Origin of the sequence: Erythrobacter sp. JK5 (assembly GCF_018205975.1) — a bacterium.
GTDB lineage: Bacteria > Pseudomonadota > Alphaproteobacteria > Sphingomonadales > Sphingomonadaceae > Erythrobacter.
In genome coordinates, this window is record NZ_CP073577.1 from 2722523 (window position 1) to 2738982 (window position 16460).

The 16460-nt window shown below is 64.5% G+C and carries 15 protein-coding genes and 1 pseudogene; 1 reads left to right on the forward strand and 15 read right to left on the reverse strand.

Annotation, left to right across the window (positions count from 1 at the left end; translation table 11 throughout):
• Positions 1 to 56: 56 nt before the first annotated feature.
• On the forward strand, positions 57 to 548 hold the full coding sequence (locus KDC96_RS13240; protein WP_212448865.1) for a hypothetical protein: 492 nt from the start codon (positions 57 to 59) through the stop codon (positions 546 to 548).
• Positions 549 to 556: 8 nt separating this feature from the next.
• Here KDC96_RS13240 and KDC96_RS13245 read toward each other — a convergent pair whose 3' ends face one another.
• From KDC96_RS13245 to KDC96_RS13315, 15 genes and pseudogenes are all read right to left on the reverse strand, one after another.
• A complete protein-coding gene (locus KDC96_RS13245; RefSeq protein ID WP_212448866.1) occupies positions 557 to 1786 on the reverse strand; it encodes a hypothetical protein in 1230 nt (409 codons plus the stop codon).
• On the reverse strand, positions 1786 to 3999 hold the full coding sequence (locus KDC96_RS13250) for a polysaccharide biosynthesis tyrosine autokinase (protein ID WP_212448867.1): 2214 nt from the start codon (positions 3997 to 3999) through the stop codon (positions 1786 to 1788). Before KDC96_RS13250 ends, KDC96_RS13245 begins: the two co-directional genes overlap by 1 nt.
• Before the next feature lie 15 nt (positions 4000 to 4014).
• Positions 4015 to 4737, reverse strand: coding sequence for a polysaccharide biosynthesis/export family protein (locus KDC96_RS13255; RefSeq protein WP_249171802.1), 723 nt, complete (start codon positions 4735 to 4737; stop codon positions 4015 to 4017).
• Complete coding sequence (locus KDC96_RS13260) at positions 4734 to 6236, reverse strand: O-antigen ligase (protein ID WP_212448868.1); 1503 nt, start codon at positions 6234 to 6236, stop codon at positions 4734 to 4736. Before KDC96_RS13260 ends, KDC96_RS13255 begins: the two co-directional genes overlap by 4 nt.
• 4 nt (positions 6237 to 6240) lie before the next feature.
• Positions 6241 to 7371, reverse strand: coding sequence for an NAD(P)-dependent oxidoreductase (locus KDC96_RS13265; protein ID WP_212448869.1), 1131 nt, complete (start codon positions 7369 to 7371; stop codon positions 6241 to 6243).
• Entirely contained in the window at positions 7368 to 8276 is a 909-nt protein-coding gene (locus tag KDC96_RS13270; RefSeq protein WP_212448870.1) for a hypothetical protein, read from the reverse strand. The genes KDC96_RS13265 and KDC96_RS13270 overlap by 4 nt, the downstream gene beginning before the upstream one ends.
• On the reverse strand, positions 8273 to 9319 hold the full coding sequence (locus tag KDC96_RS13275; protein WP_212448871.1) for a Gfo/Idh/MocA family protein: 1047 nt from the start codon (positions 9317 to 9319) through the stop codon (positions 8273 to 8275). Before KDC96_RS13275 ends, KDC96_RS13270 begins: the two co-directional genes overlap by 4 nt.
• 109 nt (positions 9320 to 9428) lie before the next feature.
• Positions 9429 to 10220: a WecB/TagA/CpsF family glycosyltransferase gene (locus KDC96_RS13280; protein WP_212448872.1), complete on the reverse strand. Its 792-nt coding sequence runs from the start codon at positions 10218 to 10220 to the stop codon at positions 9429 to 9431.
• An 18-nt stretch (positions 10221 to 10238) separates the two neighbouring features.
• A pseudogene (locus KDC96_RS13285) lies at positions 10239 to 11209 on the reverse strand (GDP-L-fucose synthase family protein).
• Positions 11210 to 11213: 4 nt separating this feature from the next.
• Positions 11214 to 12284: a GDP-mannose 4,6-dehydratase gene (gmd, locus tag KDC96_RS13290; protein WP_212448873.1), complete on the reverse strand. Its 1071-nt coding sequence runs from the start codon at positions 12282 to 12284 to the stop codon at positions 11214 to 11216.
• Positions 12285 to 12320: 36 nt separating this feature from the next.
• A complete protein-coding gene (locus tag KDC96_RS13295; protein ID WP_212448874.1) occupies positions 12321 to 13049 on the reverse strand; it encodes an FkbM family methyltransferase in 729 nt (242 codons plus the stop codon).
• Between the two features lie 85 nt (positions 13050 to 13134).
• A complete protein-coding gene (locus KDC96_RS16630; protein WP_212448875.1) occupies positions 13135 to 13578 on the reverse strand; it encodes a DapH/DapD/GlmU-related protein in 444 nt (147 codons plus the stop codon).
• Positions 13575 to 14543 (reverse strand): hypothetical protein, encoded by a 969-nt coding sequence (locus KDC96_RS13305; RefSeq protein ID WP_212448876.1) that lies wholly within the window; start codon positions 14541 to 14543, stop codon positions 13575 to 13577. Before KDC96_RS13305 ends, KDC96_RS16630 begins: the two co-directional genes overlap by 4 nt.
• A gap of 19 nt (positions 14544 to 14562) precedes the next feature.
• Positions 14563 to 15852 (reverse strand): O-antigen ligase family protein, encoded by a 1290-nt coding sequence (locus KDC96_RS13310; RefSeq protein WP_212448877.1) that lies wholly within the window; start codon positions 15850 to 15852, stop codon positions 14563 to 14565.
• On the reverse strand, positions 15849 to 16445 hold the full coding sequence (locus KDC96_RS13315) for a DapH/DapD/GlmU-related protein (protein ID WP_212448878.1): 597 nt from the start codon (positions 16443 to 16445) through the stop codon (positions 15849 to 15851). Before KDC96_RS13315 ends, KDC96_RS13310 begins: the two co-directional genes overlap by 4 nt.
• Positions 16446 to 16460 lie beyond the last annotated feature (15 nt).

The following is a 16460-nucleotide window of genomic DNA, read 5'->3' on the forward strand; positions in this document are numbered from 1 at the left end:
GCGCGGGCGTCGCACAAGTTCTGGACAAAGAAAAGCCGCTGCGACAAGAGCGCGCCATGACTATCCCCCTTTCGCGCCTCCCGATTTCGCTGTTCGCTCCGTGCCTGATCGCGCTCGCCATGACGGCCTGTTCATCCGGCGGAGGGGGCGCTGCCGTGCCCGAGCCGGAAGCGAGCGATCCACCCGGTGCCGCGCTGCCGCTGTCGATCGGCGGGCAGGCGGCAGCCGAAGGCGAGGGCACGTTCGAGATCGCGGTGAACTGCGCCGCCGCGCTCGATCTCACCGCAGAGCGGCTGGCGCAGATGTCGGCCAATCCGCAATCGCGCGAGATCGCGCTGCTCGGCCGCGCCGAGGATCATTTCGAAACGCGCGCGCAGGCGGCGCAGGCGGCGGATCCCGACATTATCGTTTCGCCCGCCGCAGCGATCGCACGGCGGCGCACCGAAAAGGCCGAGAGCACCACCGAGCAGGCGCAGCTGGCAATCGCGTGCCTGCGGCGTTTTGGTGACGATGTCGGCGCCACGACCGGCGTGCAGGCCGCGTCCTAGCCTGCCGATCAGGAGGCCGGAACCAGGCGCGCTTCGGCAAGGACGAGCGTGACGTAGCCGCTGCGCACCATCGTGGCGGCAGACACCAGCACCAGCTGCACCGGGCATCCGGCCGGGACCGTGAAGCCGGCACCGATCTCGATCGTCTCCTCAAAGTCGAACTCGGCATCCACCAGCGGTGCGGCACCGGTTGAGGCGGGGCAGACGATCCGCCAGCTCCCACGGTCCTGCGTGCCGAAATCGTCGGACCGCAGATTGGCGGTAAAGGCGTAGCGACCGGGTTTCAGAGCGATCAGCTTGCGCGCCACGGGGCCGCTGTAGCCGGCTTCCATTTCGGCTTCGATTTCGACCCTGCCCTCGCCTGCGGGTGAGGCGAGCACGAACGGTTCGATCCCCTCGATCGAAAACTGCTGCCAGGTGATCGGACTGTAGGCTTCCGAGGTCGATTCGCCGGTCAGCGCAAGCGTGCGCGGAACGCTCTGATCGGCCGCCCCTATCCGGGCATAATGCGCGATCGCCGCCTCGTAATCCTCGCTCGCGACCAGCTGGGTCAGCAGTTCCCGGTCGAGCGAGGAATAGGCCGCACCGTCGGGAAACCCGCCCGAAAGCCGCGCCAGGTCGGCGACGGCGACCGGGTCCCTGGTGTTCGACACCGCGAACCGCAGGAAACTTTCGAGCCACGGGGGCGGGGCCTGCATGTAGGGCACGAAGCGCTCCCGGATGGTCTCGCTTTCGAGCGCGTCGGTCAGCACCGGGTAGAGCACCGCGCGGGTCGACTGTTCGATCCGCAGCGCGGTGTCGTAGTGCCGCAGCGCTGCGGCGACATCGTTGCGCTGCACCGCGTCCTCGATCAGCCACAATTGCGCGGCGGCGTCGCGCCGCTCCATCCGCTCGGAAACCGCCATCTGCTCGCGCACGCCGGGCAGGTCCGCGTTGGTCGCGCTGGCGAGGCCGTAGAGCCGGAACGCGGGTGCATTGATCGGCTGGTCGGAAACCGACCGGCGGACGATCCCGAGGATCGCATCGTTGCCCCCGGCTGGCATGTCGCCCGCGGCGAGATCGATCTGCGCATTGCGGACCAGCGCAACCGGATCGTCGCTATCGATCGACAGCGCGACTGCGGGAAGCTTGGTATGAAACACGTTGACCGCCGCGCTGGTGGCCGCGCCATAGGCGACCAGCAGGGTGCCGGCGATGAAGCCAAGCAGACGTCCCGAAGGACGGGGCAGGCGGGCCATCAGTCCTCTTCCCGGTCGCGCCCGTAGCCATAGCCGTAGCCATAGCCATAGCCATAGCCTTCGAGCCCGGTGCCTTCGAACTTGGTGAAGATCGCCCCGACCAGCGGCGCCTTGCCCGAGCGCAGCCGATCAAGCGAATTGTTGATGCCGCGCGCCGCGACACCGCGCGCTTCGACGACGAACACCACCCCGTCGACCGCCTGGGCGAGCAGCGGTGCATCGGCGAGGCCGAGCAGCGGGGGTGCGTCGACGATCACATGGTCGAACCGTTCGGTGAGCGACTGGAACAGCGCCTTGACCTGATCGCCGCTGAGCAGTTCGGCCGCGCTCGGCGGGATGCCACCGGCGGAAATCAGGCTGAGATTGGTGAACGCGGTCGGCTGGATCACGTCCTCGGCCCGCGACTGACCGGCGAGGACGTTCGAGAACCCGGCCGCGTTGGGCAGGTCGAGCAGCTTGTGCGCCGATGGCGAGCGCATGTCGGCATCGATCATCACCACGTTCTTGCCCGTCCGTGCGAGCACCGAAGCGATCGCGAACCCGGTGGTGCTCTTGCCTTCGGCGGGGCGGGTGCTGGTCACCATCAGGGTGCGGGGAATGCCGTGCGAGGTCGCCAGCGCGAGGTTCGATCGCACGGTGAGATAGGCTTCGGACACGTCGGATTTGGGATCCTGCACCATGTCGATCACGTCGTCGTGATGCGGCGTGGCCGGAATCACCCCGAGCAGCGGCAAGCCGGTCAGCGGGGTGACCTGCGCCGGATCGCGGATGCCCTCCTCGAACTGTTCGAGCGCGAACACCGCAGCGCCCGCGACCGCGAGTCCGCCGAACAGCGCTACCAGCAGGTTGAGCGGCAGCCTCGGCGAGGACGGACCGCCGGGCACCTGCGCTTCGTCGACGAGCGTGATGTTGCTGGCCGAGACACCGGCGACGCCGATCTCCTTGTAGCGCTGGAGCAGCCCGTCGTAGAGCTCGCGGTTGGTGTCCACCTCGTTCTGGAAGATGGTATACTGGATGCGGTCGCGTTCCTGCAGGTTGAGCCGGTCGGTCAGCGCCGCCACCTTGCCGCGCAGGTCGCGCTCGCGATCGAGCGCAGCGCGGAAATCGGCCTGGGTGCTGCCGCGCACCCGCGATTCCTCGCGTCCGATCGCCCGTTCGAGCTCGGCGATCTGGACTTCGAGCGCACGAGCGGCGGGATAGCCGGGCTCGAACTGCACCATCAGCTTGGCGTATTCGGCTTCGGCAGCCGATTTTTCCTGGCGGAGCGCGTTGATGGTCGAATTGTTGACCAGATCGGCGTTGGTTCCGCCTGCGGCGCGGGCGCGCGCCTCGAGCTGGACGCGCTGTTCGGTCGCTTCGAGCAGCGCCTGGTTCATCGCCTGCAGATCGACCTGGACGAGAGTGGGTGCGGCCACCGTACGGCCTTCGCGTTCGACCCGGTCGAGCACGACGATGCCCTTTTCATTGGCGTAATTGACCAGCTGGGTCTGCGATTCCTCGACCCGTTGGCGCAGCTCGGCCAGGCGGCGTTCGAGGAAGCTGCGCGCATCGGCGGTCGATTCGAACCGGCGGTCCATGCTGTCGGCCATGAACTGCTTGCCCCATTCGTTGGCGACCTGCGCCGCCAGCGTGGGATTGGCGCTGGTGTAGCTGATATCGACCAGCGCCGAGCGCGGGATGGGCGAAATCGCGATATGGCCGAGCAGCAGGCCGACCGCCGCCTTGCGCCGCGTCTCGAGCGTTTCGCGGCTGGTCGCAGCGTCGGGCGAGCCCAGCCACGGGGTGGTTTGCGGATCGATGCCGTGGGCTTCGAAGAACGCGAAATTGTTGGCGAGCCGCAGTTCGCGCGCCACCCGTTCGGCGACGCTGCGCGCGCCGAGCAATTCGTACTGGGTGTCGTAGAATTCCTGGTCGAACCGCCGATCGGTGTCTTCCAGTCCTTCGACATTGGTGACGCGCTGATCCTGCCGGCTGATCTCGATCCGCGACGTGGCGGTGAATTGCGGCGTCATCATCAGGGTGCTGACGAGTCCGGCGAGCAGCGCCACCGCGACGATCCCGAGGATCACCCATTTGCGCCGCTCGAGAATGCCGAGATACTCGCGCACCAGCGGCAGTTCGCGTCCGGCTTGCTCGTAGCCGCCACCGGAATCCGAGGCGGAGAAGATCGCGTCGCCCTGATCGGCGGGTGCGGCGGGTTGAATGGCGTTCACGGGTTCCAGCCTGGCTTAGCGGTTCAAGAGGATGGTCAGCGGGGTGACGAGGATCGTGGCCACGCCGACCACGTCGTCGAACAGGCGGCGGGCGTCGGAATCGCCGACCACAACGGTATCGTTGGGATAGATCCGGGGATCGTCATACGCCCCGCGACTGATGGCATCGAGGTTGTAGAGCGTCGCCATGCGTTGCCCGCCGACGGTCCGGAAAACGATCACGTCGCGGGCATTGCTGTATTGCGACAGCCCGCGCGCGGTGGCCACCGCTTCGATCAGCGTGGCTTCGCCTACCACCGGGAACACGCCGGGCTGGTTGACTTCGCCATAGACCGTGAAGGTGCGGTTTTCCGAGGACACGAGGTTGGTGGTGACCTGCGGATCGCGGATGAAGCGACCTTTCAGACGACCCTCGATAGCCTGCGAAATCTCGGCCGTCGACAGGCCCGATACGCCGATATTGCCGATCAGCGGAAAGCCGATTTCGCCGTTGGCATCGACCCGGACCCGGCGATTGCTGAGTTCGGGAATGCCGAACACGTCGATCGTCAGCGTGTCGAACGGGCGAATGCCGCCGAAATCGGCGCTGGCATAGAGATCGGCGGGGGTAGGAGGCGGCAACTCGCCCTGCACCACCTGCAGGTTGGGCGAGCCGCCAAGCGGACCCGGCCCCGATTTGCAGCCAGCGAGCGCCAGCGCGCCGAGCGCCAGGATTGCCGTATTGCGAATTGCCCTCATCCTACCCGCGTTCCTTCGTTTGCTCTAGTTGACGGGCGCGTGGCGAACGACCCTTCGGATGACATAAACACAGGCTTTCCAGCGCTTTGTCCAGATTGTGCCCTGCCCAAGCCCTGTAGCGCCTGATTGGCACGAGGGAAAGCCATCCACACCGATGCCAGAGCGGCGACGACAGCCAGCGCCGGGACGCGCAGGGGGTAATCGACCGCGCTCCAAAGGCCAAGGACAAAAAGGATGATCGCGCCCGCCAGCCCCAGCTGCACCCCGAACCGCCCGGTATGTGCGAGCGACAGCAGCGCGAACGCACCGCGCACGAACGCGACCAGCGCCACGATCATCAGCAGGACGGCGGGAATCCCGCCTTCGAGCGTCCATTCGAGCCAGTCGTTGTGCGCGTGGTTCCAGTAGCTCGTGCCGAGCATCGCGCTGGGTTCGTGCACCTGGAAGATCTCCACGAAGGATCCGATCCCTGAACCGAACGGCAGATATTGCGGCAGGAATTCCACCATCGTCTCCCATACGAGGAACCGGTATTCCTCGACCGGGCTGGTGCCGGATATCCGTTCGAAGCTTTGCGAGCGGGTCAGCAGCAGCGCGAAACCGCCCAGCATCGCCGCGCCGAACCCGGCAAACGCGAACGGCACCCAGCGTTGCCGCTGGTCGCGCCGCCGCAGCGCGTTGTTGTGGCGCGGGCGCGCATTCCAGACCAGCCAGCTTGCCGCGAGCGCGACCAGCGCCAGCGCGATCCCGGCGCGCGATCCGGTTGCCGCCGCCATCATCACCGCGAGCACCGCGATGGCCGCGCAGGCCGTCTGGATCAGCCGCATGCGCGGCCCCTTGGCGCGCGCGGCGATCAGCGCCAGCAGCGGCAGGATGCAGACCTGCATCGCGGCCATGTGGTTGCGATTGGCGAAGAAGCCGGTGGGCGAATCCGAATTGGTCACGTCGTAGAAATACAGGCCCGGCCCGAACCCGCCGATCGCCTGGACCATGCCCCACAGCGCGCTGGCGATAGCTGCCGCGATCAGGACATAGAGCAGCTTGCGATGATCCTCGCGGTCGATCTGGACCGCCAGCACCATCGCCGCCGCAGGGACGAGCATCGCGTAGAAAGCATTCCACCCGCGATAGGGCACGAGGCTCAGCTCGCGCCACGGCTGGATGCCGCCGGCCGCTTCGCCTGCCGCAATCGCGAGTTCCCGTCCGGGGATGGCTTGCCAGATTGCAGGCGGCAACGGGATCAGGTGAAGCAGGATCAGCCCGATGATCGCCGCCATCATGCCGAGCGGGAGTCTGAACGCCCGCCATTGTTCGCCGGTCAGGCCGTAGAGGCCGATGCCGAGGCAGATCACCGCGATCGGGCGCAGCGCGATCAGCGAGACGATATCGTCGCGTGATCCGCCGCCGAGCAGGAACGCGCTCGCGAGCAGCACGGCCAGCGCAACGAAGGGCACATGCGTGCGCAGATAGGCAACGGGGGAGGGGCGCGATCGGGGCATCGGATTACTTCAGCAGGCCCTTTTGCCGCATTTCATCGAGGCTCGCTTCATAGGCGCTGGCTTGCGGTCCCGACGCCTTGGCCCAGGCGACCAGTTCGGCGATGCCGCGCTCGAAATCGTATTCGCATTCGAAGCCGAGCGCCGCCTGAATCTTTGCCATGTCGGCGTAATTGTGACGGATGTCGCCGAGGCGGAAATTGCCGGTCACTTCGATCGGCACGTCGGCTGCGAACAGCCGCGCGAGCGTCTGCGCGACTTCCATCACGCTGACGGGCACGCCGGTGCCGACATTGAACACTTCGTTCGCGGCTGCCGGATGGGTCAGGGCGAGGGCGGTGGCGCTCACCACGTCCTCGACGAACACGAAATCGCGGCTTTCGGTGCCGTCTTCGAAAATGTTGATCCCCTTGCCCTGCATGATCAGGTTCGAGAAGATCGAGAGGATGCCAGTGTAGGGGTTGGACAATGACTGACCCGGCCCGAACACGTTCTGGTAGCGCAGCGCGACGCCCTCGATGCCGATCGAGGGACAGACCGTCATCACCAATTGCTCCTGCACCTGCTTGGTGATGCCATAGACCGAGCTGGGGTGGATCTTGCTGTCTTCGTCGGTGGCGACGAGTTCGAGTTCGCCTGCGACTCCGGGATATTTCACCGCGAAATCGCCCGCCTCCATGTCCTCGCCGGAGCGTTCGGTGGGATAGACATATGTGCCTTCGGGCGTGCGATAGCGACCTTCGCCATAGATCGAGCGCGAGCTTGCGACCACCACGCGCTTCACGCCGTGTTCCTGGTTGGCAAGGATATCGAGCAGCAGCGCCGTGCCGCCGATATTGACCGAATTATACCGCTCGATCTGGTACATCGATTGCCCGGTGCCGGTTTCGGCTGCGAGGTGAACGATGGCGTCGTGGTTGGGGACCAGCTGTTCGAGCGCGGCGCGGTCGGTCACGTCGCCGCGCACGAGGTTGGTCGAGGCGGCGAGCTTCGCGTAGAGTGCGGTCTCTTCGGGCGCATCGCCGTGGACCTGCGGCAGGAAGTTGTCGAGCACGGTCACCCCGTGCCCTTCGCCCACGAGGCGAAGCGCCAGCCGCGAGCCGATAAAGCCCGCACCGCCGGTGATCAGGACGTTCATTCAGCCGCTTCCTTCGCCGCCGGTTCGATCAGCGACACGGTCTGCTTGATATTGCCGGGCGAGGAAGCGCCGAACACCACCGACTGGATGTTGAGCCGGTTGATGTAGTCGTAAGCCTCAGGGGCAGGGACTGCACCGCTCGCAAGCGTCGACATCGCCATCACCGGGTATTTCGACCCGTCATTGGTCGCGAGCAGCGCCTCGTATTCGGGCACTCCGGGCGACATCAGGTAGCCGATCTTGTTGATCGAGGCGCAGATCACCACGCCTTCGATGCCCCATTCCTCCAGCTTGGCGCGCAGGAACGGCAGGTTCTGCGTGATCAGCCCCGGCCACGCGCCGTAGCGCTCGCGGATATACGCGCAATAGGCGACGAACGGGTCGGGTACGTCGTAGCCGAGCATCAGGTCGACGATGATGTTCTGGAGAAACACGACCCGGGTATCGAGCCCGTCATAGATCGCCATTTCCTCGTCGATCAGCATCTTCATCAGCTTGAACGGGTCGAGCGTCAGGACCGCGCTGGCCCCGCGCGCCATCTTGCCGAGCGCCGATTTCGCGCCTTTCGCGAACAGGATTTCCTGCACCGCGCCGACCATCCCCTTGTCGTTGACCATGGCCGCGTATTTGTGCGGGTAGGGGATCGAGGGATACCATTTGAGGTGGCCGTATTTCGCCGGATTCGCCCGGAACGCGTCGCAAATGCCCTTCGCGCGATCGTTGCTGTTGAGCATGATCGCGTCGATCCCGGCATCGATCGCGTGGTCATACACCGCCATCACGTTTTCGAGCTTGGCGAAGCGTTCGGCGCGTTCCTGCGCCTTATCCTGGCTCATGTGGTTGATGCCGAAGAACTGGTTGTCGCCGAAAATGATCCGGTCGATCGGTTGGTCATACGCGCTCATGCCGCTGCTCCCGCGCGGCGTATCGCGGCATCGTCGGCGAAGATCTGTTCGATCACGCGCAGGTTCGCGGCCGCATCGGCAAAGGTGCAGCGCACCGGAGCCTTGTCGCGGATCGACGCGGCGAAATCGGCCAGCTGCGCGGTGTATTCGATCCCGCGGACGTAGAACGGCACGGAGGAATGCACGTCGGTGATGTAGAGCTGGTTCCAGCCCTCTTTCAGCCCGTGCTTTTCGTTCGCGGCCTTGAGATGAATCTTCGCGCCGTGCTGGTCGACCTGGAGCTTGCCTTCGCTGCCGAACACTTCGAACTTGTTGGTCGGCTTGCGGAAGCTCGCATCGGACCAGTTGACGTACATCGTGCCCGCTAGCCCGCCGTCATAGAACAGCGACGTGCTGACGATATCCTCGACCTGCTTCGAATAGACCTTGGACAGGCTGGTGCCGCCGACCCGGTCGGGCGCGCCGAAGAAATAGGCGATCAGGTCGATCGCGTGGCTCGCCATCTCGAACACTGCGCCGCCGCCATTGGCGTGGCTGGCGCGCCATCCGGCATCGCCGACATCGCGGATGATCGTGGGCGAGAACATTTCGCTGCGGAATCGCAGCGGCTTGCCGATCAGCCCGTCCTCGACGAGCCGCCTGGTGTGGGTGAACATGTCGTTCCAGCGGTTCACATAGCCGACCTGGTTGACGAGGCCCGCCGCGTCATAGGCCGCGGCAAATCGCGCTCCGTCGGCGGCGTTCAGCACGAACGGCTTTTCGCAGAAGACGTGCAGGCGACGTTCGAGCACCGCGTCGAGGATTTCCGGATTGAAGGCGGGCGGGGTGCAGACCAGCACGCCGTCGAGCTCCTCGCCTTTCAGCAGGCCCTTGTAATCCTTGTAGGTCGAGACCTTGGCATATTTGCCGAGCATCGTCGTGATCAGCTTCGACGGGTCGGCAACCGACGTCACGCTCACGCCATCGAGCGCGTTGGCGATCGAGAAATGGGTAATTCCCATGCGCCCGGCGCCGATAATGCCGAGTTTGAGCGGAGTGGTCATGAAGATGATCCGAGTGAAACGATGTTTGTCGGGCGCGATGCGGCCCGCAGATGCAACTCTGGAGCGCTCTCTAGCGTCCTACCGGGGCAAGTCAAAGCCGTGAAATCGCTCATGAGCCGATCCGTTTTTTGCCACCGCCGAGCCGCCGTGCGAAACCGCGCCCCATCGCGCCGAACATCCACGCGAACGACCAGTACAGCCGCTTGGCGCGCGCCTTTGGCTGGACGATCAGGCGGAACAGCCATTCCATGCCGGTCTTGCGGATGATCCAGGGCGACCACGGGATGCGGCCCGAATGGTAATCGAACGCCCCGCCAACGCCGCTCATCCACGGCACCTCGAGGTCGTCGATGAGGTCGGCAACCATCGCTTCCTGCTTGATGAGGCCGAGGCCGACCCAGACGATATCGGCCTTGCTGCGCTTGATATCGGCGATGACTTCGGCGCGCTCTTCCTCCGTGAGCGGGCGGAACGGTGGTTCGTAGATCCCGGCGACGATCATTCCGGGAAACTGTTCCTGCAGGCGCTTGCCCATCTCCGCCGCCGAACCGTCCGCCCCGCCGAGATAATAGTGCCGCCAGCCGCGCGAAGCGCCGTAGCGCGAGGCATCGAGCTGCAGGATCGGTCCGTTGTAACGGGTCACATCATCGCCCGCCGCTTTCGCCGCGATGATGACACCCACACCGTCGCACAGCGAGAAATCCGCCCCGCGTATATACTCACCGTGCGAGGTAATGCGGCGCGCGTGATAGATGCTTTCGGTGTTGGTGATCGAGATATAGTGCCCGGTCGAGCGCTCGCGGATCGCTGTGTCCATCGCCGCCAGCACATCTTCGTGATCGTCGACGTCGATGGGAAAGCCATCGACCATCACCCGCTTTTCCGGCGTCGCCTTACCCATTTTCCTGGCCCCAGGGCATCAGCCCACTTCGCGCATCGCGCCCGCTTCGAGGCTTGCGCGGAACCAGTCGTAGGTTTCGGCGATGCCCTGTTCGAGCGGGATCGACGGGGTCCAGCCGATTGCGGTGAGCTTGCTGGTGTCGAGCAGCTTGCGCGGCGTGCCATCGGGCTTGGACAGGTCGTGCTCGATCGTCCCTTCGAAGCCGACGATACGGTTCACCAGCTTGACGAGATCGAGGATCGAAATGTCCTCGCCGCAGCCGACATTGACGTGTTGCTCTCCGGAATATGCCTTCATCAGGAACACGCAGGCATCGGCGAGATCGTCGACATGCAGGAATTCGCGCTTGGCAGAGCCCGTGCCCCACAGTTCCATGCTCGGCGCGCCGGCCAGCTTGGCTTCATGCGCCTTGCGGATCAGCGCGGGGAGGACATGGCTGGAGGTGAGGCTGAAATTATCGCCGGGCCGTAGAGGTTGGTCGGCATGGCGGAGATGAAATCGCGCCCGTGCTGCTTGCGATAGGCCTGGCCGAGCTTGATCCCGGCGATCTTGGCGATCGCGTACCATTCGTTGGTGGGTTCGAGCTCGCCGGTCAGCAGCGCGTCCTCGGTCATCGGCTGGGCGGCGAATTTCGGATAGATGCACGACGAGCCGAGGAACAGCAGCTTTTCGACATCGTGGCGGTGCGCCGCTTCGATGACGTTCGCCTCGATCATCAGGTTGTCGTACAGAAAGTCCGCCGGATAGCTGTCGTTGGCGAGGATTCCGCCAACCTTGGCCGCGGCGACGAACACCGCATCGGGCCTTTCGCGCGCGAACCATGCGCGGGTCGCGGTCTGATCCATCAGGTCGACGTCCTGCCGGGTCGCAGTGAGGATCTCGCAATTCTCTTGTCCCAGCCGCCGCGCGATAGCAGAGCCTGCCATGCCGCGATGGCCCGCGACGAAAACGCGCTTGCCGGACAGGTCGTAGGTTTCGCCGAGGGCCATGGCCTTATGCGTCCCCGTTGGTCGGGTCGGTGCCCTTCATCACGATCATGTCGGCTGCGACCATTTCGCGCGCCAGTTCGCGCGGGCCGGTTTCGTGGACCCAGCCGAGCTTTTCCCTGGCCTTGGTCGGATCGCCCAGCAGCAATTCGACTTCGGTCGGGCGGAAATAGGCCGGGTCGACCTCGATCAGGCAGCGACCGTCGGCTTTCGCATAGCCCTTCTCGTCGATGCCTTCGCCCTTGAACTCGACCGGGATGCCGGCGTCCTCGAACGCCCAGCGCACGAATTCGCGCACTTCGGTCGTCTCGCCGGTGGCCAGCACGTAATCGTCGGGCTCATCCTGCTGCATCATCAGCCACATGCCGCGCACATATTCGCGCGCATGGCCCCAGTCGCGCTTGGCATCGAGATTGCCGAGATAGAGCTTGTCCTGCTTGCCCAGCGCGATCGCGGCGGCGGCGCGGGTGATCTTGCGGGTGACGAAGGTTTCGCCGCGCAGCGGGCTTTCATGGTTGAAGAGGATGCCGTTGGAGGCGTGCATGCCGTAGGCTTCGCGGTAATTGACCGTGATCCAGTAGGCGTACAGCTTGGCGGCCGCATAGGGCGAGCGCGGATAGAACGGCGTCGTCTCGCTCTGCGGGACTTCCTGCACCAGCCCATAAAGCTCCGAGGTCGATGCCTGATAGAACCGGGTTGTCTGCTCCATGCCGAGGATGCGGATCGCCTCGAGCAGGCGCAGCGTACCCACCGCGTCGGCATTGGCAGTGTATTCGGGGGTTTCGAAGCTGACCGCGACGTGGCTTTGCGCAGCGAGGTTGTAGACCTCGTCGGGCTTCACTTCCTGCATGATGCGGATCAGGTTGGTGCTGTCGACGAGATCGCCGTAATGCAGCACGAAGCGCTGGTTGTCGGTGTGCGGATCCTGGTAGATATCCTCGATCCGGCCGGTGTTGAACGAGGACGAGCGCCGCTTCACCCCGTGCACCTCGTACCCCTTGTCGAGCAGCAGCCGCGAAAGATACGCGCCGTCCTGCCCGGTAACGCCGGTGATGAGGGCTTTCTTGCCAGTGGTCATGAGAAGCTATTTCCGAACTTGTTGGGGTTGGGGCGCTTAGCCCTTGAAACTGTCGCTGGCAAAGACGGGATCGTCCTCGCGTGCGAACATCAGGTCGATCTGCCACAACGCCCCGTCGCGCGGGCGGTTGAGCACGTCGACGAGATGCGTGACGCGGAAGCCCTTGGTCGCCATGAACGCGATCATCTCGTGGAACAGCAATGTTTCGGGCGTGTGGCGGAAATTGTAGGCTTCCATCACGACATAGCGTGTTTCGGCGAGCACCTTCTCGGCGCTGCGCAGGATCGGCATTTCGAAGCCGTGGGTGTCGAATTTGAGGAAGTAGGGGCCGTTGAGACCCTTCATTTCGGCAATGGCGTCAACCGAATGGACCGGGACGGTGCGGCTTTCGCCTTCGCTGCCATGCACGCTCGATCCGTCGAGATCATCGGTGACTGCAAGCTCGACCATGCCGCCATCGTCCTCGCCCGCGACCGCCGATACGAAATCGAACCGGTCGTTTTCGCGCTTGAGCTGTTCCAGATAGGGCAGTCGTTCCTTCAGCGGGTCGACACCGACGATACGTGCCTGCGGGAACATGCCGAGCGCCATGCGGCTCCAGTCTCCGCGCGCCGCGCCGAGGTCGAAGATGCTGGCGATCGCGTGGTCGCGCCCCGCCAGCCAGCCGAGCGCGTATTCCATGTCGATTCCCGCGCGGTAAAGCTGCGCCCCGGTCGGGGCGAGCACGCGGTTGGCGGCCTGCAGGATTTTCTTCTTTGCGCTCATGATTTTCGATCGTTCCCGGTCCGCGCGCGGCCCTACACTCGGGCGGCGGACCTGACAATCCGCATCGTGTTGCGACTGCGAACGACTAGAGATGGATACCTTCCATCTCGATCCCTTCGCGCACCACTCGCGCCGGATTGCCCGCGACGATCGTGCCCGAGGGGACGTCCTTCGTCACCACCGCGCCCGACCCGACCACGCATTCGTCGCCGATTCTCACGCCGCCCATGATCACCGCGCCGATCCCGATGACACACCATTCGCCGATGTGGGTGTGGCACTTCTCGCCATCGTAGCGTCCCAGGCTCTTGCGCGGGATCAGCTTGTGGCTGAGGATCGTCACCCGGCTGGTCAGGATCGTGTGCGCCCCGACATGGATTCCCTGCGGGAAATAGCGGTCGAGGTTAAGCCCGCGTTCGAGCTCGCAGCTGGGGTGGATGTCATAGCCCGCCAGCTTGTAGCGATACCAGCGCAGCCACTGCACGCGCCGGGCGACGAATTGCCGCAGCCCCCTGGTCTCTTCGCTCATGCGGCTGTCACCTTTTCCCGCTCGACCAGTTGCCGCGCCCAGCTGTCGATGCTGAAGGCGTGGACGTCGAGCTCGGACGTAATCGGGCGGGCGAGGAATTCCGGCACCTGCGAAAAGTCATGCCCGTCGACCAGCAGGAAGCGATCGTCGCGATAGAAAGGCTCGTCGAGGATGCGCGGGTTCTCGGTCACGATCTTGCGGCCCGCGCACATGTTCTCGATCAGCCGCATCGTATAGCCGGACTGCCTGTGATTGGCGAAATCGAAGGTCCCGCGCGATGCCTCCAGCATGTCGACGATCTGATCGAAGCTCAGGCTCTTTCCGGTCACGCCGGGCAGCGACTTGCGTTCCCTGAGCAGGGTTAATTGCATCACCGGCGAGCATTTGAGATGAAACCGCGTGGTCAGCCCGTTCGCTTCGCAAAAGGCATGCAGCCGCTCAAGCGCCTCGAAGCGGTGCAGGGTTCCGATCGCCCCGACGAAATAGAGGTCCTGCGCCATTGGTCGCGCATGGTCGATTGCGAAGAAGCGCGGAATCGCGAACAGCGGCAGATATCCGATGCCCAGCGCCTCGGCATCGGCCGGATCGAAAGTCGCGGCGTGATCGAAATGGTCGAGCCATGGGCGGTAATCGTGGGTGCCGAGCGAATCCCAGTTGTACAGCACGAAGCGCGCCTGCGGATGTAGCGCGCGCAAACGCTCCAGCGCCGCATGCTGCATATGGTGACACTGGATGAACAGGATCGTGTCGTAACCCTTGCCCGCGCTCTCCGCGATCACCCGGTCGTGATAGGCCGCGAGCCTGCGGGCATAGGCGCCACCGGCGAATTTCTTGGCCGTCTTGCTGGCGAACCCGGCATTTTCGATCGGATGATAATCGACCGCGTGGCCCAGCCGCTCGAGCGCGGCGCAGATTTCCTTCGCGTAGGCGAAATAGTTGATACCGATGAACAGGATGCGCGACACGCGTTGTGGCTCCGATCCGTCAGGCGCTCTGCGGCCGGACCGGAGCGGTCGCGGGTCTGCGCCTAAGCAGCCGCGCGATGCGTCGCGGCTGGATCAGCAATCCGCTGAATGCGATCATCAGCACGATCGGCGTGAAAAACAGCGATTCGGCTATCAGCGACAGCAGGATCAGCGCCGCGAACAGCAGCCGCGGGCGGAACATCCGCTGGAACACGATGCCGAGAAGGAAGATCAGCGACAGCGGAATGCCGACGCTGAACAGCAGCACCACGATCCCGTTGGTGTTGCCGCGTTCCGTGATGTTGTCGCGCGACAGGTTGGCTTCACGATAGCCGACCCGGGCCGACACATCGAAATACTTCTGGTAGTCGAATCCGATCCCGGTCACCGGGTGCTCGAGCGCCACGCTGATCCCGGTACGCAGATCGTATTCGCGCGCCTCGGCGGAACCGCTCAGCGCGCCGTAGAATTTCTGCGACAGGTTGAAGCTCATGTACGCGGCAAGCGGCAGCAGCAGGATCGGCACGAACACGAACACCCCGACCTTCTGCCGCCGGCTGGCGGTCTTGAGCCACTGGAAATAGGCCACCGCGAACTGCAGCATCATGATGACGACCCCGGTAGTCGACTGGGTCGCCACCACCGCCAGCGCGGCCAGCACGATATCGAACAGCCTCTGCTTGCGGACGAACAGGCCGATGAACAGCAGCATGTTGAGGTAGATCTGGAACACGCCGGGTTCGAAGAAGAATCCGTCGGGGCGCTTGAGGATCGATCCGGTGTCGACCAGTTCGTGATAGGTGAAGACGTACAAGAGCGTGTGATAGGTCGTGTCGTAGACCTGGAAGGTGGTGAACAGCCCGCTCGCGAATAGGTAGGCGAACGGGGTCAGGATCGCCTGAAACGCCATCAGTTTGAGTATCGGGAACAGGTCGTTCGCGAGCGTCGTCCGGCTTTCGCCGACATACACCAGCAGCAGCGCCAGCCCCGCAATGAAGTTCGCATAGCGAATGGTCATTGGCAGCAGCTGGAAGCTCTCGCCCCCGACCAGCGCCATCGCGCCGGTCGCGAACAGCAACAGCCAGACAAGCAGGAATTCGGCGCGGAGCAGGCGCAGCGGATTGTTCAGCATGAAGCACAGGACGAGCACCATCACGATCAGCGGTTCGCGCGGGATCGAGAGGATGCCGCCCGAAATCAGCATCGCTGCAAACAGCGCGAGCTGCCGCAGCCGCTCGCGCAGCACGGGATTGGTGATCTGTCCGGCCTTGCGCACCGGCGGGCGGGCATGTGCCGCAGAGCCGTTCATTCGCTGAATTCTCCTTCCGGATCGGTGCGATACCATCCCTTGCGGCTCTCGCAATAGCGCTTGACGATCCGCGCCGGCGCTCCAGCGGCGACGCACAGGTCGGGGATGTCGCGGGTGACGACGCTGTTGGCCGCGATGACGCAGTGCCGTCCGATCGACGCGCCCGAAATGCAGACGTTCTCGCCGATCCAGCTGCCGTCGCCGATCCGGACTTCCGCAAGCTGGGTCAGGCCCTGATCGCGGATTGGAATCGCGGGATCCTCGAACGTATGGCGATTGTCGGCGACGAACAGCCGGTCCGCCGTCAGTACGCTCTCACCGAACTCGACCTTGCGGGTGACGACGATATGCGCGTGGTTGCCGATCATGGTGCGCGCCCCGACCTTGAAGACGGGCGGCTCGTCATGCTCGTTGAGCGCGGCGATATAGGCCCCGAACTGCAGCACCGCCTCGTCGCCGAAATGGCAGTATCTCGCGCCGAAAATCCGCAGCGGCCGCACGATCCGCACCCCGCGTCCCATGCTTGCGAAGAAGCCGCCGATCAGCCGGTAGAACAGGATCGAAAGGAAATCGCGAATGCGGAAATGCAGCATGGGCTCGCCGTTGGT

Coding starts and splice junctions, on each gene's coding strand:
- KDC96_RS13245 (WP_212448866.1), bottom strand. CDS start 1,786: ATGGCCCGCCTGCCCCGTCCTTCGGGACGTCTGCTTGGCTTCATCGCC.
- KDC96_RS13255 (WP_249171802.1), bottom strand. CDS start 4,737: ATGAGGGCAATTCGCAATACGGCAATCCTGGCGCTCGGCGCGCTGGCG.
- KDC96_RS13270 (WP_212448870.1), bottom strand. CDS start 8,276: ATGAGCGCGTATGACCAACCGATCGACCGGATCATTTTCGGCGACAAC.
- KDC96_RS13265 (WP_212448869.1), bottom strand. CDS start 7,371: ATGAACGTCCTGATCACCGGCGGTGCGGGCTTTATCGGCTCGCGGCTG.
- KDC96_RS13275 (WP_212448871.1), bottom strand. CDS start 9,319: ATGACCACTCCGCTCAAACTCGGCATTATCGGCGCCGGGCGCATGGGA.
- KDC96_RS13280 (WP_212448872.1), bottom strand. CDS start 10,220: ATGGGTAAGGCGACGCCGGAAAAGCGGGTGATGGTCGATGGCTTTCCC.
- KDC96_RS13260 (WP_212448868.1), bottom strand. CDS start 6,236: ATGCCCCGATCGCGCCCCTCCCCCGTTGCCTATCTGCGCACGCATGTG.
- KDC96_RS16630 (WP_212448875.1), bottom strand. CDS start 13,578: ATGAGCGAAGAGACCAGGGGGCTGCGGCAATTCGTCGCCCGGCGCGTG.
- KDC96_RS13295 (WP_212448874.1), bottom strand. CDS start 13,049: ATGAGCGCAAAGAAGAAAATCCTGCAGGCCGCCAACCGCGTGCTCGCC.
- gmd (WP_212448873.1), bottom strand. CDS start 12,284: ATGACCACTGGCAAGAAAGCCCTCATCACCGGCGTTACCGGGCAGGAC.
- KDC96_RS13240 (WP_212448865.1), top strand. CDS start 57: ATGACTATCCCCCTTTCGCGCCTCCCGATTTCGCTGTTCGCTCCGTGC.
- KDC96_RS13310 (WP_212448877.1), bottom strand. CDS start 15,852: ATGAACGGCTCTGCGGCACATGCCCGCCCGCCGGTGCGCAAGGCCGGA.
- KDC96_RS13315 (WP_212448878.1), bottom strand. CDS start 16,445: ATGCTGCATTTCCGCATTCGCGATTTCCTTTCGATCCTGTTCTACCGG.